Consider the following 20,178-nt stretch of genomic DNA (forward strand, 5'->3'; position numbering starts at 1 on the left):
TCATGCCGACGTTCATGGACGTGCACGGCGGCTTCGCGGGCGCAACGCCGCAGGAGCTGGCCGCGGCGCACGAGGCGGACCTTGCGTTCGCCGCCGAGGAGGGGGTGCACCTGGAACGCGGGTGGCTCGACCCGGCGTCCGGACTGGTGTTCCGGCTCGCTCGCGGCCCCAGCAGGGAAGCGGTCCTGCGGGTGCACGAGCGGGCCGGGCACCCGGCCACGGAAGTCTATGAACTTCCGATCGACCTGTTGCAAGACGCTCCGGCCGCGATAATGGCTTAGCACCTACCCCGCCTGTGCCGACTGGGGGCACGCCGAGGGGGCGGGGGGTGACCGGCCGTGCCTCCACCTGGGCCCGAAACCTTGGAGGCACGGCCGGACACAGAACCGCGGCGCGATCAACGACCCGCTACACTCCGCGTGATGACCGAGGTCGGAGAGCTGCTGCGGCTGCACGACGAGCAGGTGCGCGGCACAGTCGCCGAACGGCTGCCGAAGAACTGGGTGCCCTCCCGCGACGGACCTGTGCTGCGGGTCACCACGCCGGCGCGCGGGATCGTGTTCGGGCAGGGGCTCGGCGACATGCCCGGCGACGAGCTCGACGCGCTCATCGCGCGGACCGTCGAGTTCTACGCGGCCAAGGGGCTCGCGTTCGAGTGGAAGACCTACGGGCACGACCGGGCCGACCTGACCGAGCGGCTCGCCGCGGCCGGCCTCGTCGCCGACCCGACCGAGACGGTCCTCGTCGGGCTCGCGGCCGACCTCGTCGACGCCGGCGTGGCGCCCGACGGGATCGACATCCGGGCCACCACGGCGCCGGATGACCTGCGGCGCATCGCCGACCTGCAGTCCGAGGTGTGGGGCAGCGACTGGTCGTGGCTGGCCGGCGACCTCGCCGACCGGATCGAGTCCGGGCCCGACAACATCGTGGTCCTGGTCGCCGAGGCCGGCTCGACCGTGGTGTCGACCGCGTGGCTGGTGGTGCTGCCCGGCACAGAGTTCGCCTCGCTGTGGGGCGGCTCGACGCTGTTCGGGCTGCGCGGGCGGGGCATCTACCGTGCGCTCGTCGCGCGGCGGGCGCGCATCGCCGTCGAGCGCGGCATCCGGTACCTGTGGGTCGACGCCTCCGACGACAGCAGCCCCATCCTGCAGCGGCTCGGGCTGCGCGCGGTCACGACGACGACGCCATGGGTCTGGACACCGTAACCCGCGGGCGGCGGGCCGACGTCCTCGCGTGCGGAAGCTACCTGCTCGGCGCGCTCGTGCTGTGCGGGCGGCTCCTGGCGCACCCCGGCGAGCGGCTGCCCTACACGCCCGGCGACCGGATCCAGGCCGAGTACTTCCTCACGTACTCCGCCCGGGTCCTGCACCACCTCGGCAACCCGCTGCTCATCGAGCAGATGAACGCGCCCGTCGGCGTCAACGCGATGGCGAACACGTCGATGTTCGGCCTCGGTATCCCGATGGCGCCGGTGACCTGGCTGTTCGGGCCCGGCGTCGCGTTCGACGTGCTGATCGTGGCGGCTCTTTGCGGTACCGCTGCCGCCTGGTATTGGCTCTTGTCGAGACACGTCGTGGACTCCCGCGCCGCGGCGTGGGTCGGCGGGCTCGTCGGCGGCTTCGCGCCCAGCGTCGTCAGTCACGCCTCCTTCCACCCCAACCTCGCCGCCCAGTTCCTCGTCCCGCTGATCTGCTGGCGGGTCGTGCGGCTGTTCGACTCCACCCGGCCGGTCCGCGACGGGCTCGTCCTGGCCGCGCTCATCGTCTGGCAGGTCTTCGTCAACGAGGAGACCCTGTTCGTCGCCGCCCTCGCCATCGGGGTGTTCCTGCTGCTGTGGCGCGGCTGGCGGTGGCGGCCGATCCTGCCGGGCCTGGCGGTGGCGGCGGGCGCGTCGCTCGTCGTGCTCGCCTACCCGCTGTGGTTCCAGTTCTTCGGCCCGGTCGCCTACAGCGGCGGCGAAGAGCAAATGACCGCCTTCCACACCGATCTGCTCGGCGTCGCGTCGTTCTCGCGCAACTCGGTGGCGGTGCGCCTCAGCGAGACCCCGCCGGCGCCGGGGTTCTCGGCCGAGCAGCACGTGCACTACGGCTGGCCGCTGCTGATCGCCGCGGCCGCGTTCGTCGCGTGGCGGTGGCGTGACCGGCTGGTGCGCTCCCTGGCCGTGACCGGCGCCGTGTTCGTGCTGCTGTCGCTGGGCACCGAGCTCACCGTGCGCGGCCACGGCACCGGCATCCCCGGCCCGTATGCGCTGCTGTCGCACCTGCCGCTGTTCGACACGCTGCTGCCGACCCGGCTCGGGCAGGCGGGGACGTGGGCGCTCGCCCCGATCGCCGCCCTCGCCGTCGCCGCGGCCCGCTTCCCGTCGCGGGTGCTCACCGCCGGGCTGGTCGCCGCCGTCCTGGTGCCGGTGGCGCCGGTACCGACGCTGGTGTTCGACCGGCCTGCCGTGCCGGCGTTCGTCGCCGGCGGCGCGTGGCGCTCCTACGTCGGGCCGGGCGACTCGGTGCTCGTCGTGCCGCTCGCCGACTTCGAGCACTGGACGGCCGAGACCTGGACGATCGCGACCGGGCTCGACATGCGCATCTCGCACGGGTACTTCCTGGCACCGGAGGGCGGCGTCGAGGGGCGGCACGCCGTTGTCGGTGCGCCGCCGCGCTACCTCGACGGGCTGATCCGCAACCCGCCGGCGACCGTCACCGACGCCGACCGGGAGCGTTCGCGGGAGGACCTGCGGTACTGGCGCACCGGCCTGATCCTCGTCCCGGCCGATCCCGCGTATGCGCCGCAGCGGGCCTTGTTCGACGCGCTCGTCGGGCCGGGCCGGCTCACCGGCGGCGTGTGGGTCTGGGACGTCTGACGATCAGATCGGCAGCGCCACGTCGCAGACCAGGTCCTGCGGTGCGGCGTTGGCGAAGTCGGCGAAGTACACCTCCCGCGGCGACCCGCTCGCCACGATCTCCTCGCGCTCGGTCCACGCCCGCACCGCGTCGAACGCGGAGAGGATCTGCGGGAAGGCGACCTGCGCCTTCGTGATGCGGGTGTACGCCTCCCGGTGCGCCGGCTCCACCCGCACCGCCGCCTCGAGGGCCCGGTGCGGGTCCGGCTCGACGGGCAGGCAGATCTCGACCGGGCCGTCGCTCTCCTCGTTGACCTCGCCGTGGTAGATGATGAAGCACGGCCCGACCATGCCGTCGCCGTGCCCGGCCGCGGCCTTGAGCAGCCGGGCGATCGACGCGTCGATCCACGCCGGCAGGTCCTGCACCCGCACGTGCCGGTGCTGCGTGAGCACGGTCTGCTGCGGCACCTCGCGCACCTGCACGCTGTGCATGTCGAGGCTGCCGTCCTCGCCGAGCATCCGGATCCGCAGGTGCCCCACCAGCTCACGGCGGGCCGCGACCCGGTACTCCTCGTCCGTCCAGTACGCATCCAGCAGCGTGACGGCCCGCTGCGGGTCCTCCTCGTTCGCGGCGACGACCTCCGCGATGCGGGCCAGCGGCATGTCGAGGCGCCGCAGCCGGGCCACGAGCCGCGCGGTCTCCAGCTGCGCGGGCCGGTACCAGCGGTACCCGGTCCGCTCGTCCACGACCGCGGGGACGAGCAGGCCCTGCTGCTCGTACAGCCGCAGCGCGCGCGGCGACAGCCACGAGCGCCGGGCGAACACGCCGATCGTCAGCAACCCGGTGTTGTCCACACAGAGACCATGCCGCATCACCCCGGCTGAGGGTCAACCCGCAGGTCCGCCTCGACGCCGAAATGGTCCGAGAGGTACACCTCGCGGCCGTCGTCGAGCGTGACCGTGTCGTCCTCGAGCGTCAGCCGGCATTCGGCGCGCAGCCCGCGCAGCAGCACGTGGTCGAAGGCGGGCGGGTCGGGCCAGCCGGGCGTCGGGCGGTAGGTCGGGCGGGTGTCGCCGGCCATCGCGTCGCGCAGCCCCGCCTCGGCGCAGAAGCCGGCCAGCAGCGCCGAGTCGCGCGGCAGGTTGAGGTCGCCGGTGACCACGGCGGGCAGCCGCGCGGGCAGGGCGGCCAGGGCCGCGCCCAGACTGGCCAGCTCCGCGCGCGCGACCGCCGAGTAGCGGTTCTGCGGCGACCAGTCGTCGTCGCGGTTGGCCGACAGGTGGGTGTTGAGCACGGCGACCCGGCCGGCCGGGGTGGCCAGCACCGTGACCTGGGCGCCCTTGCGCATCAGCAGCTCGGGGCGGACCGGGCGGGTGAACGGGTACCGCACGAAACGGCCCCGCTCGATCGGCCACCGCGACAGCAGCACCAGGCCGCCCTTGACCAGGGCGGCGCCGGAGTACAGCCGGTGCGGGTACGCCTCCGCGAGCCGCGCCAGCAGCCGGGCGCTGCCGGGCGACATCACCTCCTGCAGGCACACCACGTCGTAGGGCCGTTGCCGCAGCATCTCCCCGATGGCCGCCATCCGCGGGCGCACGTCGCCTTTGAAGAGCGCGTTGAGGGTCAGCAGCCGCAGTACGCCGTCATCCGCCACCGCGCCATTGTCACCGGAAACTGCGCTGAACCCCGCCCCGGGCGGCGTGCGTCTACTGCGCGGAGGCGCCGCCGGCGGCGTTCTGTTTCCACGATCATGAAAAAGTGCGTGGGACAAATCGGACAATGCTCTGATCGTGGAGACAAAATGTGGCTGTGGCCGTGGTGTGGAGTCCGCGGCGGCGGCCCGCGAGCGCGGCGTCGAACCGCTTACCCCGGCTGGCGCCCGCGCAGTTGCGAGCGGTTTGCCGCGATTTAAGGCCCGTCAGGGTATAAATCCGACAAGTCGTGGCGCGTCAGCGCCCGACTTGTCGCAAAAGCCCCGCCCGCCGAATGAGCTGCGGAACTCACCCGCGCAAAGCTTGACGCAACCCGGAGGTTGCAATAGTTTGAGTAGCAACCGAGTGGTTGCTACTTCTGGAGGTTGTCATGGCGTTTCCCGATCGCATCGAGCGGACCGTTGAGCTCGCGCACCCGCCGGCGCGCGTGTGGAAGGCGCTGACCACGGCCGAAGGGCTCGGCACGTGGTTCGGCAACGGGGCGACCGTCGACCTGCGCGAAGGCGGCTCCGCCCAGCTCACCTGGGACAGCGGCGACAAGGCCAGCCTGCACATCGAGCGCGTCGAGGAGCCGGCCGTGTTCGGCTTCACCTGGGGGATCTACGGGCTGGCCGAGGACGACCCGCGCCGCACCTACGTCGAGTTCACCCTCGAGCCGGCGGGGACCGGCACCCGGCTCACCATGGTCGAGAGCGGCTTCGCGCAGCTGCCCGACGACCAGTACCGTAAGGCGTTCCAGAGCAACACCGACGGCTGGACGCACGAGCTGGGTGAGTTGGTCGAATACCTCAATGCCGCCTGATATCGAGGCGATCGCCGAGCAGGTCTTCGTCGCCCTCGCCGACCCTACCCGGCGCGGCATTCTCGCCGCGCTGGCGCAGGGCGGGCCGGCCACGGCCACCGACCTTGCCGACCGCCTGCCCATCACCCGGCAGGCGATCGCCAAGCACCTGGCCCTGTTGACGGAGGCCGGCCTGGTGACGGCCGAGCCGGGGGAGCGCCGACGCGTGCGCTACCGGCTCCGCTCCGCCCCGATGCAGGTGGCCCAGCAGTTCCTGGCCGCGCTGGCGCGCGACTGGGACGGGCGCCTCGACGCGCTCAAGGACCACCTCGACCGCTGATCGCATCAACCGACTCTGGACAAAGGCAGGAACACAGCCATGAGCGAGAACGACTTCACCGCCGTCATCACCGTCGACAGTTCCCGGCACGAGGCCTTCGACGCCGCCGTCAACCTGCGGGCCTGGTGGTCCGAGGAGATCGTGGGCGACACCGACAAGCTCGGCGCCGAGTTCGACTACCACTACCAGGAGACGCACAGCTGCCGCATGCGGGTGACGGAGTACGTCCCCGGGCGCCGCGTCGCCTGGCTCGTGCTCGACAACCACTTCTCGTTCACCAGCGACGAGGAGTGGGTCGGCACGACCGTCGAGATCGACCTCGCCGAGCAGGACGGGCGGACCGAGGTGTGCTTCACGCACCGCGGGCTCGTCCCGTCGCACGAGTGCTACGAGGTCTGCCAGCAGTCGTGGGACTTCTTCGTCGGCACGAGCCTGCTCGAGCTCATCACCACCGGCAAGGGCCGGCCCATCTCCGACGCGGAGGCCAACGCGCCGGTCGACGTGTCGCACCTCACCCCCAGTACCAACTAGGAAACCACGACCCCGCGAGCGGCCAGGGCCTTCACGATCAGCGCCGTCTCGTCGTAGCCGAGGATGAGCACGCCTTCGGGAGCGTTGTCGCGGACCCGGGCCGCGACGCCGCCGAAGTCCTCGGTGTTGGTCGGGTACGAGATGAGGTCCACCGTCGCGTCGGTCATGCCGGCGGCGAGCAGGTCGGCCTTGACGTTCTTCTGCAGCCCCAGGCCGTAGGCGTCCTCGCGGGCCATGATCGTCACCCGGCGGGACCCGCCGCGCATGATGACGTCGGCGAGAGCGCGGGCCTGCAGCGTGTCCGGCGGCGCGGTACGGAAGAACAGGCCGTTGTCGGCGACCGTGGTCAGCTCGTCCGATGTGGACGACGGCGAGACGAGGATGCGCCCGGCCGCGGCGATCTTCGGGATGACCGCCTTCGTCACGCTCGACGAGGACGCGCCGATGATGACCTGCACGCCGAGGCCCACGAAGCGGTCGACCGTCGCCGCGGCGACCGTCGCGTCGGTGCCGTCGTCGCCGTCGACCCACTCGACCGGCTGGTCGAGCACGCCGCCGGCGGCGTTGAGGTCCTGCACGGCCAGGCGCGCGCCGGCGAAGCGGGGGGCGCTGCGATACGCCAGCCGCCCCGTGTGCGGCATCAGCCCGCCGACCTTGAGCGCCGGCAGCTTCTTGCGCGACGAGCCCGGCATCGGCGGAAACGGGGGCGCCGGGCTCGTCGAGGCGAGCGACTCGTCGCCGGCGCCGACGTACTCGGTCAGGTTGTCGTTGATGATGTTCGTGCGGTCGAAGTGCAGCGTGCCGTAGGAGGCCGAGGAGGGTTCGCCGGCGTCGGTGAGGCCGCTGCGGCGCATCGACACCCCGCGGTACGCGAAGTCCTTGCCCGCCTCGGCCAGCGCCAGGCAGGCGGCCGCGCTGTCGCAGAGGGTGCCGGAGTTCGTGGCGCCGACCATGAACTTCGCTACCGTCGCCGGCTCGGTCGTGCGCGCCGACTCGGCGGCCAGGCCGGCGATGAGGACGGCGTCGTAGGCCTCGGCGGCGTAGCCGTAGTCGGCCAGCGTGGGATCGACGCCGCGCAGCCGCTCCTTGAAGGACTCCGGCAGCCGCAGCAGCGGCGCGGTGCCGGTCATGCCGGACAGCAGGCCGGGTGCGTCGGCGAGCTTGTCCTTGAGCGAGTTCGTCATGTTCGCGTCGGACCCGTAGAGCCGCACGACGACCGGCTCGGACGGCTGCGAACCGGAGCTCGGCGTCGTCCCGCACCCGCCGGCGACGACCGCCACCCCGATGAGCGCAACGATCGTCGATGACCTGCGTCCCACGAAACCCGCCTTCCCCGCGAATCGGCCCGAACCGGGCCCCGGAGGACCCTAAGCGGCGCTCGGCGCGCGGCCCAGGACGCGAAATGGACCTTGAGGAAACCTTGCGACGAAAGCGACGCTGCGTCACTGGCATGAATCGGGGAGTCCCTGCCGGGCCGGGCGGGCCACGCTGTGGATATGGCGTACGCATACCAACCGCAGCAGGCGTGGAACTCCTACCCGATGCGCTCGACCGCACCGATCTCCCTGCACATCGTGGCGATCTTCCAGTACCTCATGGGCCTGCTCGTGCTGGGCACGGCCGCCCTGATGGCCCTCGCGCTGGCCCGCATCGCACCCGAGTGGCACGTGAGCGCCGGCAGCGACGTCTTCACCACCCGCCCGGCGGCGATCACCACCGCCACCTACGCCGTCATCGGCATGGTCGCCGCGGTCGGCCTGATCGCCATCGTCCTGGGCCGCAAGGTCCAGAGCGGGCGCAAGTGGGCCCGGATCGTGCTCACCGGCCTCAACGGCCTGAGCGTCGCCGGCGGCGTGTGGCAGGGCTACACGGCCGGCGCCCCGTACGGCGCGACGCTGCTGTCGATCGCGTTCCCGCTGCTGTTCGTCATCCTCCTGAACACCCGCGCGGCCCGTAACTGGTGCCACTACCGCACCTACTGAGCCGTAGACTGCAACGAGTGACGCCTTCTCACCAGGAGCTCTTCGAGCGCTACGTCTACGCCGGTGCGATCATGCGTGACCCGGCCGCGGTCGCCGACCTCTTCGCCGAGGACGGCGTGTTCGAGGCGCCCCTCGTCCCCGAGGGGCACGGCCTGCCGCGGCGCCTCGAGGGGCGCGACGCCATCGAGGCCGGCATCACCGCCTTCCACGCCGAGCCCGCGTTCGAGGGGCCGGTGGACACCGAACGGTCCCGGTACGTGCTGCACGACACCGTCGACCCGGACGTGTTCATCGCCGAGATCGACACCGTCTTCGCCGCCGGGACGATGTCCCTCGTGCAGATCTTCCGCATCCGCGACGACAAGATCGTCCTGGTCCGCGACTACTTCAGGGCCCCCTAGGTTGACCGGCCCGGCGATGCTGGAGTGCATGACATCGCAGGGGCAGGTCTCGAATCCGTTGTTCGCCAGGATGTACCCGAGAATGTCCGCCGCCTGCGACCGCGCCGGCGGCGCCGAGCAGCGCCGCGCGGTCCTGGCCGGTCTCGCCGGCCGGGTGATCGAGGTCGGCGCCGGCAACGGGGGCATGTTCGCCCACTACCCGCCGGCCGTCACCGAGGTGCTCGCCGTTGAGCCCGAGCCGCGGATGCGGGCCGCCGCCGTGGCCGCCGCGGCCGGGGCGCCCGTGCCGGTCCGGGTCGTCGACGGGCTCGCCGACGCGCTGCCGGCCGGCGACGGGGAGTTCGACGCCGCCGTCGCCGCGCTCGTGCTGTGCACCGTGCCCGACCAGGCCACCGCCCTCGCCGAGATCCGCCGCGTGCTGCGCCCGGGCGGCGGGCTGCGCTTCTTCGAGCACGTCGCCGCGGAGCCCGGCGCGCTGCGCCGCGTGCAGCGCATCGTCGATGCCACGGTGTGGCCGCGGCTGCTCGGCGGCTGCCACACCGGGCGCGACACGGCGGCCGCGATCGCCGCCGCCGGATTCGACATCGACGAGATCGAGCGCTTCCGCTTCCCGGACGCGGGCCTGCCGGGCCCGGCCGCGCCGCACATCCGCGGCCGCGCGACGCGGCCGGCGTGAGCCCCGCGTAGAAAGGACTCGGGCCCGCCGGGCCCGGCCGCGCCGCACATCCGCGGCCGCGCGACGCGCCCGGCGTGAGCCCCGATTAGAAGAGCAGTTCGATCGGGCCGCGCAGGAAGTACACGAGGAACAGCACCGCGACGCCGTACAGCAGCGGGTGCACCTGCCGGGCCTTGCCGCTGACCAGCTTGATGACCGCGTAGGAGATGACGCCGGCGCCGATGCCGTTGGAGATCGAGTACGTGAACGGCATCAGCACGATGGTCAGGAACGCCGGCAGCGCGATGTCGTAGTCCGACCAGTCGATCGAGCGTACCGCGGTCATCATGAGGAACCCGACCACGACCAGGGCCACCGACGCCGCCTCGAAGGGCACCACGTCGACCAGCGGCGCGAAGAACATCGCCAGCAGGAACAGCGCGCCGGTGACCAGGCTCGCCACGCCGGTGCGGGCGCCCTCGGCCACGCCGGAGGCGCTCTCGATGTAGGTGGTGTTGCTCGACGTGCTGGCCGCGCCGCCGGCCGCCGCCGCGATCGAGTCCACGAGCAGGATCTCGCGGGTGCGCGGCGGCATGTTCTCCTTGTCGAGCAGGCCGCCCTCCTGCGCCACCGCGACCATGGTGCCCATCGTGTCGAAGAAGTCCGTGATGAGCAGCGTGAACACGAACATCAGCGTGACCAGCACGCCCGCGCTCTGCCACGAGTGCAGGACGTTGAAGTGCCCGAGCAGCGAGAGGTCGGGCTTGTCGATGACCTTGCTGGGCAGGGTGGGTACGTTGAGGCTCCAGCCCTTGGGGTTGGGCTTGCCGTCCACGAACGACGGTCCGGCCTTCACGATCGCCTCGATGACGATGGCCAGCACGGTCGAGGCGACGATGCCGATGAGGATCGCGCCGCGCACCCGGCGGACCACCAGCACGACGGTCAGCAGCAACCCGACGGCGAACGCGAGCGCCGGCCAGCTGATGAGCTTACCGTCGATGCCGAGCCCGACGGGGACCGTGGTGTTCGCCGCGTCGGGCACCCGGCGCACGAAGCCGGCGTCGACGAAGCCGATGAGGGCCAGGAACAGCCCGATCCCGACGCCGATCGCCGTCTTGAGCTGGGTCGGCACGGCCCGGAACACCGCCGTGCGCAGCCCGGTGAGCACCAGGATCGCGATGAGCACGCCCTCGATGACCACGAGGCCCATCGCGTCGGCCCAGGTCATCTGGGGCGCGATCTCGAAGGCGACGAGCGCGTTGACGCCGAGGCCGGCCGCGAGGGCCAGGGGGAAGCGGGCCGCGACGCCCATGAGGATCGTCATCACGCCCGCGACCAGGGCGGTGCCGGAGGCGACGGCGGTCAGGGCGAGCTTCGCGCCGGCGCCGTCGACGCCGCTGCCCAGGATCAGCGGGTTGAGGACCACGATGTACGCCATCGTGAAGAACGTGGCGAGGCCGCCCCGGACCTCGCGGCTCAGCGTCGAGCCTCGCGCGCTGATCTCGAAGTACCGGTCGAACCGGCTCCGCGTGGCGGTGTCCGCGCTCATGCACCCTCCCCGGAAGACGCTACGCGCGCATGATCCCACTCCGGATCAGGGCAGCGCCAGCAGGAGCCCGTCCCCGCCCGAGCGCCAGGTCGCATCGAGGACCGCGAGTGCGTCGGCGGCCGCGGCGGCGCGCAGCCCGGCCGGCCGGGCGCCGGGCACGACCACCGCCCGGCCGCCGGCCAGCGCGACCGGCACGATCCGCGTGCCCGCCGGGAAGGGCTTCGCCTCGCCGTGCACCGGCGCGGTGCGGGCCGGCGCCGCCGGGCGCCCGGCGAGGCGGGCCAGCAGCGGCTCGAGCAGGGTCAGCGCGGCGACCAGGCCCGCAAACGGGTTGCCGGGCAGGCTGACCACCCAGCGCCCGTCCGGCAGCGCCGCGAGGCCCTGCGGGTGGCCGGGCCGGCAGGCGACGCCGTCGACGAGCCATCGTGCGCCGAGCCAGTCCAGGACCGCGCGCAGGTGGTCGGCGGCGCCGCGCGACGATGCGCCGGTGACCGCGACGACGTCGCCGCCGGCCGCGCCGATCGCCGCGGCGAGCGCGCCCGGGTCGTCGCGGACGTGCCGGTGCGCGGGCGGGGCGGCGCCGGCCCGGGCGGCGAGCGCGGCGATGACGCCGCTGAACGCGTCGCGGACCTGGCCCGGCCCCAGTGGCCCGGGCGCGTCGCGGTGCACCACCTCGTCGCCGGTCACCAGCGTCGTGAGCGCCGGCGCCGGGTGCGCGAGCACCTCGCCGACCCCGGCCTGGGCGAGCGCGGCGACGGCGACGGCGGTGAGCGCCCGGCCGCCCGGCAGCAGTGGGTCGCCGGGCCGCACGTCCTCGCCGGCCCGCCGGATGTGGTCGCGGGCCGGCGGCGGCGCGCTCACCGTGTCGCCGTGGCGCTCGCAGTCCTCGTAGGGCAGGACCGCGTCGCAGCCGGCCGGGAGCAGCGCGCCGGTGGCGATCTCCACCGCGGTACCGCCGGCAAGGGAGCAACCGGCGGCGGACCCGGCCAGGCGGCGGCCCGTCACCGCCCACGGCCCGGGGCCCGCGACGGCGTAGCCGTCCATCGCGGCGCTGTCGAACGCCGGCACGGGCAGCACGGCGCGCACCTCGGCCGCCGTCACCAGGCCGCCCGCGGCGCACAGCGGCACGAGCCGCGCCGGCCGCGGCCGCGGCTCGGACGAGGCGAGCGCGTGCGCGGCGGCCCAGGTGGTCACGGACAACGAGCTTACGGACGATGCGGCATGATTCCGGACATGGCCTTGGACACAACCGACGGTATCGAGCCGGCAGCCCTCGCCGCCGACGCGTGGGTGCGCCCCGAGTGGGACCGCGCGGCGCTGCTCACCATCGACACCCAGCTCGACTTCATCGAGGGCGGCGTCAGCCCGATTCCCGGCACGGCGGCCGTGCTGCCGGCCATCGCCGGGCTCGCCGCCGCGTTCCGGGCCGCCGGCCGCCCGATCGTGCACGTCGTGCGCCTCTACGACGGGCCCGACGTCGACCTGGTGCGCCGGACGCTGGTGGACGGCGGCGCCCCGATCGCGCGCCCCGGCAGCGCCGGGTCGCAGCCGGCGCCGCAGATCCTGCCCGACGGCGCGCCGCGGCTGGACCCGGACGCGCTGCTCGGCGGGGCGTTCCAGCCGCTCGGGCCGGGGGAGTGGGCGATGTGGAAGCCGCGATGGGGCGCGTTTCACCGCACCGGGCTCGAGGACTTCCTGCGCGAGCTGGGCGTGAGCACCGTCGTCGTCGCCGGATGCAACTTCCCCAACTGCCCGCGCGCGGCGATCCTCGGCGCCAGCGAGCGCGACTTCCGGGTCGTCGCCGCCGCCGACGCGATCTCCGGCGTCGACGGGCGCCACCTGGAGGAGGCGGCCCGCATCGGCGCGCTGCACGCGCCGGCGCAGGCGATCGTCGCGGCGGTCGCCGGTTCACCGCACCCGGTGTCGACCTGACGACATCGCCGCAGGTGAACGGGCCTGCGGCGACTCCCGTGATTCGAGGTGTCCGGCGGCGGCAAGCGCCGCGGAAGCCCCGAAAGGAAGGGAGAAACTGATGGGTATCGTCAAGGGCCTCGCGACCCTGGCCGTCGGCGCGCTCGCCGGCGCGGCCGTCTTCGCCGGCGTCAACATGTACCGGGAGGCCACCTCCGGCGCCCCCGACTTCGACAAGGTCGGCGACTACACGTCCACGGCGAAGAACGTCGTGCGCTTCAAGCTCGCGCCGAGCAACGACAAGCTCGCCAAGTGCATGCCGAAGGTCAAGGTCGACGTGGCCGTGGCCCTGGAGACCGACGCGAAGGGCTTCGACGTCCTCGACGTGAAGATGTCCGGCGCGCCGGCCAGCACGTCGTTCACGGTGTTCCTGCTCGAGGTGCCGGGCGCGCCGTTCGGCGCCGCGGAGTACATCGGCGACGTCAACACCGACAAGTACGGCAACGGCAAGACCGAGCTGCGCCTCATCGTCGAGGAGGCGTTCTCCTCGACGATCGTGGGCAAGGAGCGGGTCCGCAAGGAGCTCAACCACATGGGCATGTGGTTCGCCGACCCGAAGGACGACGACTTCTGCCTCGGCGCCGACAGCCCGGTGACCCCGTTCGACGGCGACAACGAGGCCGGCGTGCAGGCCTTCAACTCGGCGCCTTCGCTGCCCAAGGCGCCCCTGCCGTAAGCCGGCGCGACCTCGAGGGGCCCGTCCGCCCGCGCCTGACATGATGGCGCGCATGGCAGACGGGCCCCACGACGAGCACGCCGAAGCGTTGGACGAACTCTGGGCGCGGCTGAGCGCCGCCGGCGTGCCGGACGCGGCCACGGCGACCCGGCACGAGCTACGCCTCGCGGTCGCCGTCGCCGACGGCCGGCTGCACGCCACCACCACCCTCGCCGGCGTCGTGCTGTGCGAGCGCGACGAGCCGCTGCCGTTCGGCCGCGACGAGGTGTGGACGCTGATCGACCTCCCCGACGCCGACGCCCGCCTGGCCCGCCTCGGTGCCCGGCTCTCCGCGGCGCTGTTCGACGCCGACACCCTCGAGCAGCTCACCGCCCTGCTCGCCGCCGCCGTCCCCGGCACCGTCCTCGAGGTCGTCGTCGGCGGCGACGGGCCGGTGCACGAGCTGCCGTACGAGCTGACCCGCCTCGCCGACCAGCGCGTCCTGGCCACCGTCGACGGCGTGCGCCTCACCCGGGCCGTCGACGGCGTCCCCGCCGCGAACCACCCGCCGGCGGCCGGGCCGCTGAAGATCCTCGTCGCCGTCGGCGCCCCCGAGCAGACGTCCAACCCGCCGCTGGACGTCGAGGCCGAGATGCAGGCCATCGTCTCCGTCGTCAGCCGCGTCGGCACCGCCGAGATCACGATCCTCGAGGTCGCCGGGGCCGCGGAGATCGCCGAGGCCCTGCGCCGCGACGCCTACCACGTGCTGCACCTGTCGGCGCACGGCTCGCCCTACGGCGTCGAGCTCGAGGACCGCGACGGCAACGCGGTCGACGTGCGCGCCGAGGACCTCGTGCGCGCCCTGCGCCGCGGCGGCCGCCCGCTGCCGCTCATCGTCCTGTCCAGCTGCGGCGGCGCCGCCGACGCCGACGCCGGCCTCGCCGTCACCCTGCTGCGCCACGGCGCCGACCGGGTCATCGCCATGCAGACCTCCGTCACCGACCGCTACGCCACCGGCCTGCTCACCGCCGTCTACCGGGGCCTGGCCGAGCCGGGGGTCCCGGTCGCGGCGGCACTCGCGGTCGCGCGTGCGGCGATGTTCGATGCCGCAGCGGTACCCGCGCAGGTCGCCCGCCGCCCCGAGTACGCGATCCCGGCGCTCTTCGCCGCCTCCGACGGCCCGCTGTGGGACGCGGCCGCGCCGCCGGCCCCGCTGTCCAACCCGACCGAGCTGCCCACCGGCGACGGCGTGCGCGAGCTGCTGCTCGGCGACCTCGTCGGGCGCCGCGCCCTGCTGCGCACCGTCGCGCAGACCCTGCGCGACGAGCTCGCCGGCGCCCCGCTCGTCGGCGGCGTCGCGCTCACCGGCCCGGCCGGCATCGGCAAGACCGCGATCGCCGGGCGGGTCGTCACCCGCCTGCGCGACGACGTCGACGACCCGTGGACGATCGTCCTGCACGCCGGCGCCTGGAACCCGCCCGCCCTGCTCGCCGAGCTCGCCGCCGCCGGCATCGACCTCGACGACGACGCACCGGCCGCGATCGCCGGCGCGCTGCGGACCCGGCGCCTGCTGCTCGTCTTCGACGACTTCGAGCAGAACCTCGAAGTCGGCGGCGGCGCCTTTCTCGACCCGGGCTTCGGCGAGGTGTTCGCCACCCTGGCGGCCGCCGCCGAGCGCGGCAAGGTCCTGGTGACCAGCCGCTACCCGGTGCCCGGCGACCCGCCGCTGTCCCGCGTCGAGGTGCCGCCCCTGTCCGACGCCGAGCTGGGCCGCCTGCTGCTGCGCATGCCGGGCCTGCGCGACCTGCCCGGGGAGGACGCCGGTGCGGTCGTGCAGGCCGTCGGCGGCCACCCGCGGCTGCTCGAGTTCGTCGACGTCCTGCTGCACGGCGGCGCGCGGCTGCCCGAGGTGACCGCCCGCCTGCGCGCGCTCACCGGCCCGTCCGGCCTTTCGTCCGCCGGCCGGTCCGCCGCGGACGCCGCGCGGGAGGCGATCGCGCTCGGCGCCCGCGACTTCCTGCTCGCCGAGCTGCTCGACCTGCTCGCGCCGGACGAGCGGGCGGCGCTGCTGCAGCTGGCCGTCTCGCGCATCCCGGTCGCCGCGGAGGATCTGGCGTTCGCGGTACACGACCGGGAACCCACCGCCGAGGACACCGCCGCGATGGCCGGGCACCTGGGCCGGCTGCGCGACCTCACGCTCGCCGGCGCCGCCGAGGACGGCTCCGGCGTCGAGCCGTGGCTGCGCGAGGCCCTCGCGGACCGCTTCGCCGGCGACATCGCCGAACGCCACGTCCGCGCCGCCGCCGCGTGCCGGCGGATCATCGACGCCGGCCGGGCCGGGTTCTCCACCGCGACCGAGGCCGTGTACCACCTGCGCGCCGCCGGAAGCCCCGACGAGCTCGCCGACCTCGCCGTCGCCGTCGCGCCCAAGTTCGCCGGCGAGCTGTCCGTCGCCGCGTTCCTCGGCGAGGTCCTGCCCGGCCTGCCCGACGACCATCCCGCGTACGCCGGGCTGCTCGCCCGCGAGCGCGACGCCCTCGAGACCACCGGCAGCACCGCCGCGGCCGCCGAGACGGGCGAGGAGGTGCTCGCCCGCGCCGAGCGCGCGGCGCAGGCGGCGCCCGGCGACGCCGACGCCCAGCTCGAGCTCAGCTCCGCGCTGGACAGCCAGGGCCGGCTGCTGCACCGCCTCGGCCGCCTCGCCGCCGCCCGCCGTTGCTACGAGCGGGCCCTCGCCGTCGACCTGCGCCTCGCCGAGGCCGACCCGGGCGTGCAGTACCGGCGCAACGTCGCCACCAGCCACCTGAAGATCGCCGAGACCGCGCTCGACGACGCCGAGATCGCGCTGGCCCGCGAGGCCGCCGGCGAGTCGCTGCGCATCCGCCGGGAGCTCGCCGACGCCGACCCCGCCAACCCCACCCTGCAGTGGGACCTGGCCGCCGGCCTGGGCGTCCTGGCCGCGGTACACCGGGAGGCCGGCGAACCCGCCGAGGCCCGGACCCTGCACGAACAGGCCCTCGACATCTGGCGGAAGCTGTCCGCCGACGACGCCGAGCACCAGGGCCTGCTCGCCCGCCTCTTCGACTGCGTCAGCGCCATCGCGGACCTCACCGGCCCCGCCGACCTCGAGGCCTTCCGGGCCCTGGCCACCGAGGCCGCCACCATCGCCGACACGCTCACCACCGCCGACTCCGGCAACGTCGACCACCAGCGCAAGTCGATCGCCGCGCAGTGGCGCCTCGCCGACATGGACCTCGCCGCCGGCGACCCCGACTGCGCCGGCCAGCACGTCGCCGCGGCCCTGGAGACGGCACAGCGCCTCGCCGGCGCCGACCCCGACGACCTCGACGTCCAGCGCGACCTCGGCACCGCCCTGCGCCGCGCCGCCGACCACGCCGACGCGACCGGCCGGCCCGAGGAGGTGCGCGGCCAACTCGAACGCGCCGAGGAGGTCGCCGAGCTGCTCGCGCACCGCTTCCCGAGCAACGGCGCCCTGCACCGCGACCTCGCCGAGGCCCGCGAGCGCCTCGCCGCCTGGTTCGCCGCCGACGGCGACCCGGCGCAGGCCCGCGCGTTCTACCGGCAGGCCCTCGTGAACCGGCGCCGCCGCGCGGCCCTCGACCCCGAGGACACCGCCGCGGTCGCCGCGCAGGCGGCCGTGCTGGAGCGCATCGCCGAGCTCGACGACGCCGCCGGCCAGCCCGCTCGCGCTCGCCGCCGTCGCGAGGCCGCCCGGGCGCTGGTCGACGGGGACCGGGCGGGCTGATCGGGCTGATCGGGTGCGGCCCTGGCCGCCGCGGTAGCGGCCGCGGCGGCCAGGGGACCGTCAGGTCAGGGAACAGCTGACGCCGGTGACCGGCTGGCTCACGCCGCCCGCGATGAAGCCGAAGCCTGTGGTGCCGCCGGCCGGTATGGCGCCGTTGTAGGACACGTTGGTCGCCGTCACCTGGGCGCCCGCCTGGGTGACGGTGGCGTTCCAGGATTGCGTGACGGTCTGCGAACCTGCGAAGGAGAACTTGAGCGTCCAGCCGGTCGACGCGGCCGTGCCGTTGTTGCGCACGGTCACGTCGGCCTGGTAGCCGGTGCCCCACGAGCTGGTCGTCGTCACCGTGGCCGTGCACCCGCCCGTGCCCGTCGACCGGCTCGGCGACGCGGACGCGGACGGCGACTTCGAGACGCTGGGCGAGACGGAGACGCTCGGGGACGCCGAGGTGCTGGTTCCGCCGTTGGTGGTGTAGGTGGCCGCGGTGTAGGCCGCGCTGCACTGCGAGGAGCAGGCCGAGGGCAGCGAGAAGGTGTACTCGCGGCCGTTGAACAGCAGGGCGTCGGCGGCGTCGCGGACCCGGATGCGGAAGTCGGTGCCGCCCGAGGTGGTGCCGCCGATGATGAACGACTGGCCCATGTCGCCGTTCATCGTGGCGGCCTTCCACGCGCCGTCGGCGAAGTACTCGACGCCGTGCACGCCGTTGGGCAGCCGCGACACCGCGATCGCCGGCCACCACCGCTGCGCGCCGGACAGGAAGCCGATGCGGATGTCGCCGGTGTACGACGGCGCGGCGATGAACTGCCAGGAGACGTGCCGGTTGTTCCAGTGCGACGGGTAGAGGTCCGTCATCGCCGCGCCGTTCTTCACGAACCGGTTCAGCGAGTCCTTCGACAGGTCCAGGTGGTACTTGTCGTCGCGGCACCACGCGTTGGAGTCGCCGCAGCTGTCGGCGACCAGCATGTCGAGGGTGCCGTCGTTGTACGCGTCGGTCGTCCACGCCCCGTTGCGGCAGAACGGCTGTCCGAGCGCGCCGTCGTTCGTGCCGGTGCAGTAGTCGCCGATCTTCACCCGCACCCAGCGGCCGCAGTTGTGGCCGTTGTTCCAGATCCCCATCTTGTCGGCCTGCGCCGCGGACAGCGGCCGCGGGTAGAAGGTGCCGTCGCCGGGGGTGTCGAAGACGTTGAGTGCGACGAAGTTCTGGGTCTCCAGCTCCGCCTGGGGCAGCCCGCAGCCGCCGTAGGGGGAGCCGAGCCCGTCGAAGTACGTCGCGTTGCCGGTCACCGGCGCCGACGGCTCCGGCACGGTGGCCTGCGCCTGGGGCTGCAGGGCCAGCACGATGAGGGCGGCGCCGGCCGCGGCGATCGCCGGAACGGCCAGGCGGGGCCACAGGGCTCCACGAAGGCGAGCGGTCATGCCCGGACCTTCGGGGCCGGGCCGCCCGCGCGTCAATCGCGGGCGGCCCGGTGCGGCATCGACCAGCGGTCGGGCCGCGAAAGTTCCACGAAACAGTTCGGTCCTACTGCGGCAGCGTGAACTTCTGGGCGCCGCTGCCGTTGCAGTCCCAGATCTGCACCTGGGTGCCCGGCGTCACGGAGCCCGACGGGTCGTCCAGGCACTTGTTGGCCTGCGGGTTGAAGTACGTGTTGTCGGCCCGGTGGATGAACACCTGTGCCGCGGTGTTGTTGCAGTCCCACAGCTGCAGCTTCGCGCCGTTGGCGGTCGAGCCGCCCGGGATGTCCAGGCACTTGCCCAGCGCGTGCAGCGTGGTGCCGGCCTCGACGTAGGTCCACTGCTGGGCGCCGGTGCCGTTGCAGGTGTAGATCTGCACCGGGGTGCCGTTGGCGGTGCCGGACGAGCGCACGTCGAGACAGAGGCCGCCGGGGCCCTTGATGGCCTTGCCGCCGGACGGGGGCGGGGTGGTTGGGCCGCCGCCGCCACCACCGCTGGTGTACGCCGCGACATAGTCCACGATCATCGGCACGCCGGACACGGTGGAGGCGAAGGGGCCGCCGCCGAACGCGCCCGGGAACCCGCCGCCGATGGCGACGTTGAGAATGATGAAGAACCCGTGGTGCGTCGCGTTGTTCCAGGTGGTCGCGTCGACCTGGTTGGCGTTGACCGTGAAGAAGTTGTTGCCGTCGAGGTACCACCGGATCTGCTCCGGCGACGTGCTGCGGTCGAACTCCATCGCGTAGGTGTGGAAGCCGGTCTGGCACCCGCCGCAGGCGCGCTCACCACTGCCGAGGCCCGTGGTCTCGTTGCACGGCCCGCCCGGCGATACGCCGCAGTGCAGGGTGGCGAACTCGGAGCTGCGGCCGTTGATGTCCTCCATGATGTCGATCTCGCCGATGCCGGGCCAGCCGGTCGCGCCCGTGCCGCGCGCTGCCGCGCCCAGCGTCCAGAACGCCGGCCAGTACCCGGCGCCGTTGGAGGTGTTGACGTTCGGCTGCTGCAACCGGCCCTCGATGCGCAGCTTGCCGCCCGCCGGTGCGGCGAGGTCGGTCCGCTGCGTCTCGATGCGGCCGCTGGTCCAGTTGCCGGCGCCGTCGCGGATCGGCTTGATGACCAGGTTGCCGGCGCCGTCCAGGTAGACGTTCTGGGTGCTGTTGGTCATGTTCTCGATCTCGCCGGTGCCCCAGTTGCCGGCACCGCCCGGGTAGCCGTGGCCGAGGTCGTACAGCCAGTTGCCGGTGTTGACTCCAGTGTTGGCGGGCCCGTTGAAGTCGTCGGCGAACACCTGCGTCCACCCGGAGGGCGTGGGAGGCACGGAGGCCCCGGCGTCGGGCAGCACCGCGACCGAGGCCGCGACCACCACGACACCCCCGGCCGCAGCAAGCAGCGCTTTGCGCGCGCGCCCCTGCAGCCATGTGCGTTTGTGTTGACTTTCCACAGTGATCTGTGCCCCTTCTCGTACGTGGGCGGGGGAGTGGGACATGCCAGTTCAGCCCCCACGTGGCGGACGTGAGAGCGCTCTCAGCATCGTCGCCGAATGAAA

At 73.6% G+C, this 20,178-nt stretch carries 19 protein-coding genes; 12 read left to right on the top strand and 7 right to left on the bottom strand.

The genetic code is table 11. The features are described 5' to 3' along the window. Positions 1 to 2: 2 nt before the first annotated feature. From ABD901_RS23750 to ABD901_RS23760, 3 genes are all read left to right on the top strand, one after another. Positions 3 to 281, top strand: a complete 279-nt coding sequence (locus ABD901_RS23750; RefSeq protein ID WP_345129359.1) for a nickel-binding protein — start codon at positions 3 to 5, stop codon at positions 279 to 281. Positions 282 to 422: 141 nt separating this feature from the next. Beyond that, the gene (locus ABD901_RS23755; protein WP_345129324.1) at positions 423 to 1,205 is read left to right on the top strand and encodes a GNAT family N-acetyltransferase; all 783 of its coding nucleotides are present in this window, start codon (positions 423 to 425) and stop codon (positions 1,203 to 1,205) included. After that, the gene (locus ABD901_RS23760) at positions 1,187 to 2,857 is read left to right on the top strand and encodes a hypothetical protein (RefSeq protein ID WP_345129325.1); all 1,671 of its coding nucleotides are present in this window, start codon (positions 1,187 to 1,189) and stop codon (positions 2,855 to 2,857) included. The genes ABD901_RS23755 and ABD901_RS23760 overlap by 19 nt, the downstream gene beginning before the upstream one ends. A 3-nt stretch (positions 2,858 to 2,860) precedes the next feature. On the opposite strand, the gene ABD901_RS23765 is transcribed toward ABD901_RS23760, so the two are convergent. Further along, the gene (locus ABD901_RS23765) at positions 2,861 to 3,691 is read right to left on the bottom strand and encodes a MerR family transcriptional regulator (protein WP_345129326.1); all 831 of its coding nucleotides are present in this window, start codon (positions 3,689 to 3,691) and stop codon (positions 2,861 to 2,863) included. Between the two features lie 17 nt (positions 3,692 to 3,708). Beyond that, positions 3,709 to 4,491 carry an endonuclease/exonuclease/phosphatase family protein gene (locus tag ABD901_RS23770; RefSeq protein ID WP_345129327.1) on the bottom strand — a complete coding sequence of 261 codons (783 nt, stop codon included), beginning with the start codon at positions 4,489 to 4,491 and terminating at the stop codon, positions 3,709 to 3,711. Between the two features lie 428 nt (positions 4,492 to 4,919). On the opposite strand from ABD901_RS23770, the gene ABD901_RS23775 reads away from it, so the two are divergent. Genes ABD901_RS23775 through ABD901_RS23785 form a run of 3 tightly spaced genes read left to right on the top strand, consistent with a single transcriptional unit; the run spans position 4,920 to position 6,201 of the window. Beyond that, a complete protein-coding gene (locus ABD901_RS23775; protein WP_345129328.1) occupies positions 4,920 to 5,351 on the top strand; it encodes an SRPBCC domain-containing protein in 432 nt (143 codons plus the stop codon). Continuing rightward, on the top strand, positions 5,341 to 5,670 hold the full coding sequence (locus tag ABD901_RS23780) for an ArsR/SmtB family transcription factor (RefSeq protein ID WP_345129329.1): 330 nt from the start codon (positions 5,341 to 5,343) through the stop codon (positions 5,668 to 5,670). Before ABD901_RS23775 ends, ABD901_RS23780 begins: the two co-directional genes overlap by 11 nt. A gap of 39 nt (positions 5,671 to 5,709) precedes the next feature. Beyond that, complete coding sequence (locus tag ABD901_RS23785) at positions 5,710 to 6,201, top strand: SRPBCC family protein (protein ID WP_345129330.1); 492 nt, start codon at positions 5,710 to 5,712, stop codon at positions 6,199 to 6,201. Here the strand turns inward: ABD901_RS23785 and ABD901_RS23790 are convergent. Then, a complete protein-coding gene (locus ABD901_RS23790; RefSeq protein ID WP_345129331.1) occupies positions 6,198 to 7,520 on the bottom strand; it encodes an ABC transporter substrate-binding protein in 1,323 nt (440 codons plus the stop codon). The two genes, ABD901_RS23785 and ABD901_RS23790, sit on opposite strands and share 4 nt — an antisense overlap. A gap of 177 nt (positions 7,521 to 7,697) precedes the next feature. Here ABD901_RS23790 and ABD901_RS23795 point away from each other — a divergent pair, with 177 nt between their 5' ends. Genes ABD901_RS23795 through ABD901_RS23805 form a run of 3 tightly spaced genes read left to right on the top strand, consistent with a single transcriptional unit; the run spans position 7,698 to position 9,260 of the window. Then, the gene (locus tag ABD901_RS23795) at positions 7,698 to 8,183 is read left to right on the top strand and encodes a hypothetical protein (protein ID WP_345129332.1); all 486 of its coding nucleotides are present in this window, start codon (positions 7,698 to 7,700) and stop codon (positions 8,181 to 8,183) included. Positions 8,184 to 8,200: 17 nt separating this feature from the next. Beyond that, positions 8,201 to 8,584: a nuclear transport factor 2 family protein gene (locus ABD901_RS23800; RefSeq protein WP_345129333.1), complete on the top strand. Its 384-nt coding sequence runs from the start codon at positions 8,201 to 8,203 to the stop codon at positions 8,582 to 8,584. A gap of 28 nt (positions 8,585 to 8,612) precedes the next feature. Then, on the top strand, positions 8,613 to 9,260 hold the full coding sequence (locus ABD901_RS23805) for a class I SAM-dependent methyltransferase (RefSeq protein WP_345129334.1): 648 nt from the start codon (positions 8,613 to 8,615) through the stop codon (positions 9,258 to 9,260). An 85-nt stretch (positions 9,261 to 9,345) separates the two neighbouring features. Here the strand turns inward: ABD901_RS23805 and ABD901_RS23810 are convergent, their stop codons facing one another. Beyond that, positions 9,346 to 10,791: an NCS2 family permease gene (locus ABD901_RS23810; RefSeq protein WP_345129335.1), complete on the bottom strand. Its 1,446-nt coding sequence runs from the start codon at positions 10,789 to 10,791 to the stop codon at positions 9,346 to 9,348. A 45-nt stretch (positions 10,792 to 10,836) separates the two neighbouring features. After that, positions 10,837 to 11,985, bottom strand: a complete 1,149-nt coding sequence (locus tag ABD901_RS23815) for a molybdopterin molybdotransferase MoeA (RefSeq protein WP_345129336.1) — start codon at positions 11,983 to 11,985, stop codon at positions 10,837 to 10,839. Positions 11,986 to 12,024: 39 nt separating this feature from the next. On the opposite strand from ABD901_RS23815, the gene ABD901_RS23820 reads away from it, so the two are divergent. From ABD901_RS23820 to ABD901_RS23830, 3 genes are all read left to right on the top strand, one after another. Further along, positions 12,025 to 12,723 (top strand): cysteine hydrolase family protein, encoded by a 699-nt coding sequence (locus tag ABD901_RS23820; protein ID WP_345129337.1) that lies wholly within the window; start codon positions 12,025 to 12,027, stop codon positions 12,721 to 12,723. A gap of 100 nt (positions 12,724 to 12,823) precedes the next feature. Continuing rightward, entirely contained in the window at positions 12,824 to 13,438 is a 615-nt protein-coding gene (locus ABD901_RS23825; protein WP_345129338.1) for a hypothetical protein, read from the top strand. Positions 13,439 to 13,490: 52 nt separating this feature from the next. Further along, positions 13,491 to 17,183: a CHAT domain-containing protein gene (locus ABD901_RS23830; protein ID WP_345129339.1), complete on the top strand. Its 3,693-nt coding sequence runs from the start codon at positions 13,491 to 13,493 to the stop codon at positions 17,181 to 17,183. Positions 17,184 to 17,243: 60 nt separating this feature from the next. Here ABD901_RS23830 and ABD901_RS23835 read toward each other — a convergent pair whose 3' ends face one another. Both ABD901_RS23835 and ABD901_RS23840 read right to left on the bottom strand, forming a co-directional pair. After that, positions 17,244 to 18,596 (bottom strand): cellulose binding domain-containing protein, encoded by a 1,353-nt coding sequence (locus ABD901_RS23835; RefSeq protein WP_345129340.1) that lies wholly within the window; start codon positions 18,594 to 18,596, stop codon positions 17,244 to 17,246. Between the two features lie 103 nt (positions 18,597 to 18,699). Further along, positions 18,700 to 19,995, bottom strand: a complete 1,296-nt coding sequence (locus tag ABD901_RS23840) for a ricin-type beta-trefoil lectin domain protein (protein ID WP_345129341.1) — start codon at positions 19,993 to 19,995, stop codon at positions 18,700 to 18,702. Positions 19,996 to 20,178 lie beyond the last annotated feature (183 nt).

It is taken from the genome of Dactylosporangium darangshiense, assembly GCF_039537565.1.
Classification (GTDB): Bacteria; Actinomycetota; Actinomycetes; order Mycobacteriales; family Micromonosporaceae; genus Dactylosporangium; species Dactylosporangium darangshiense.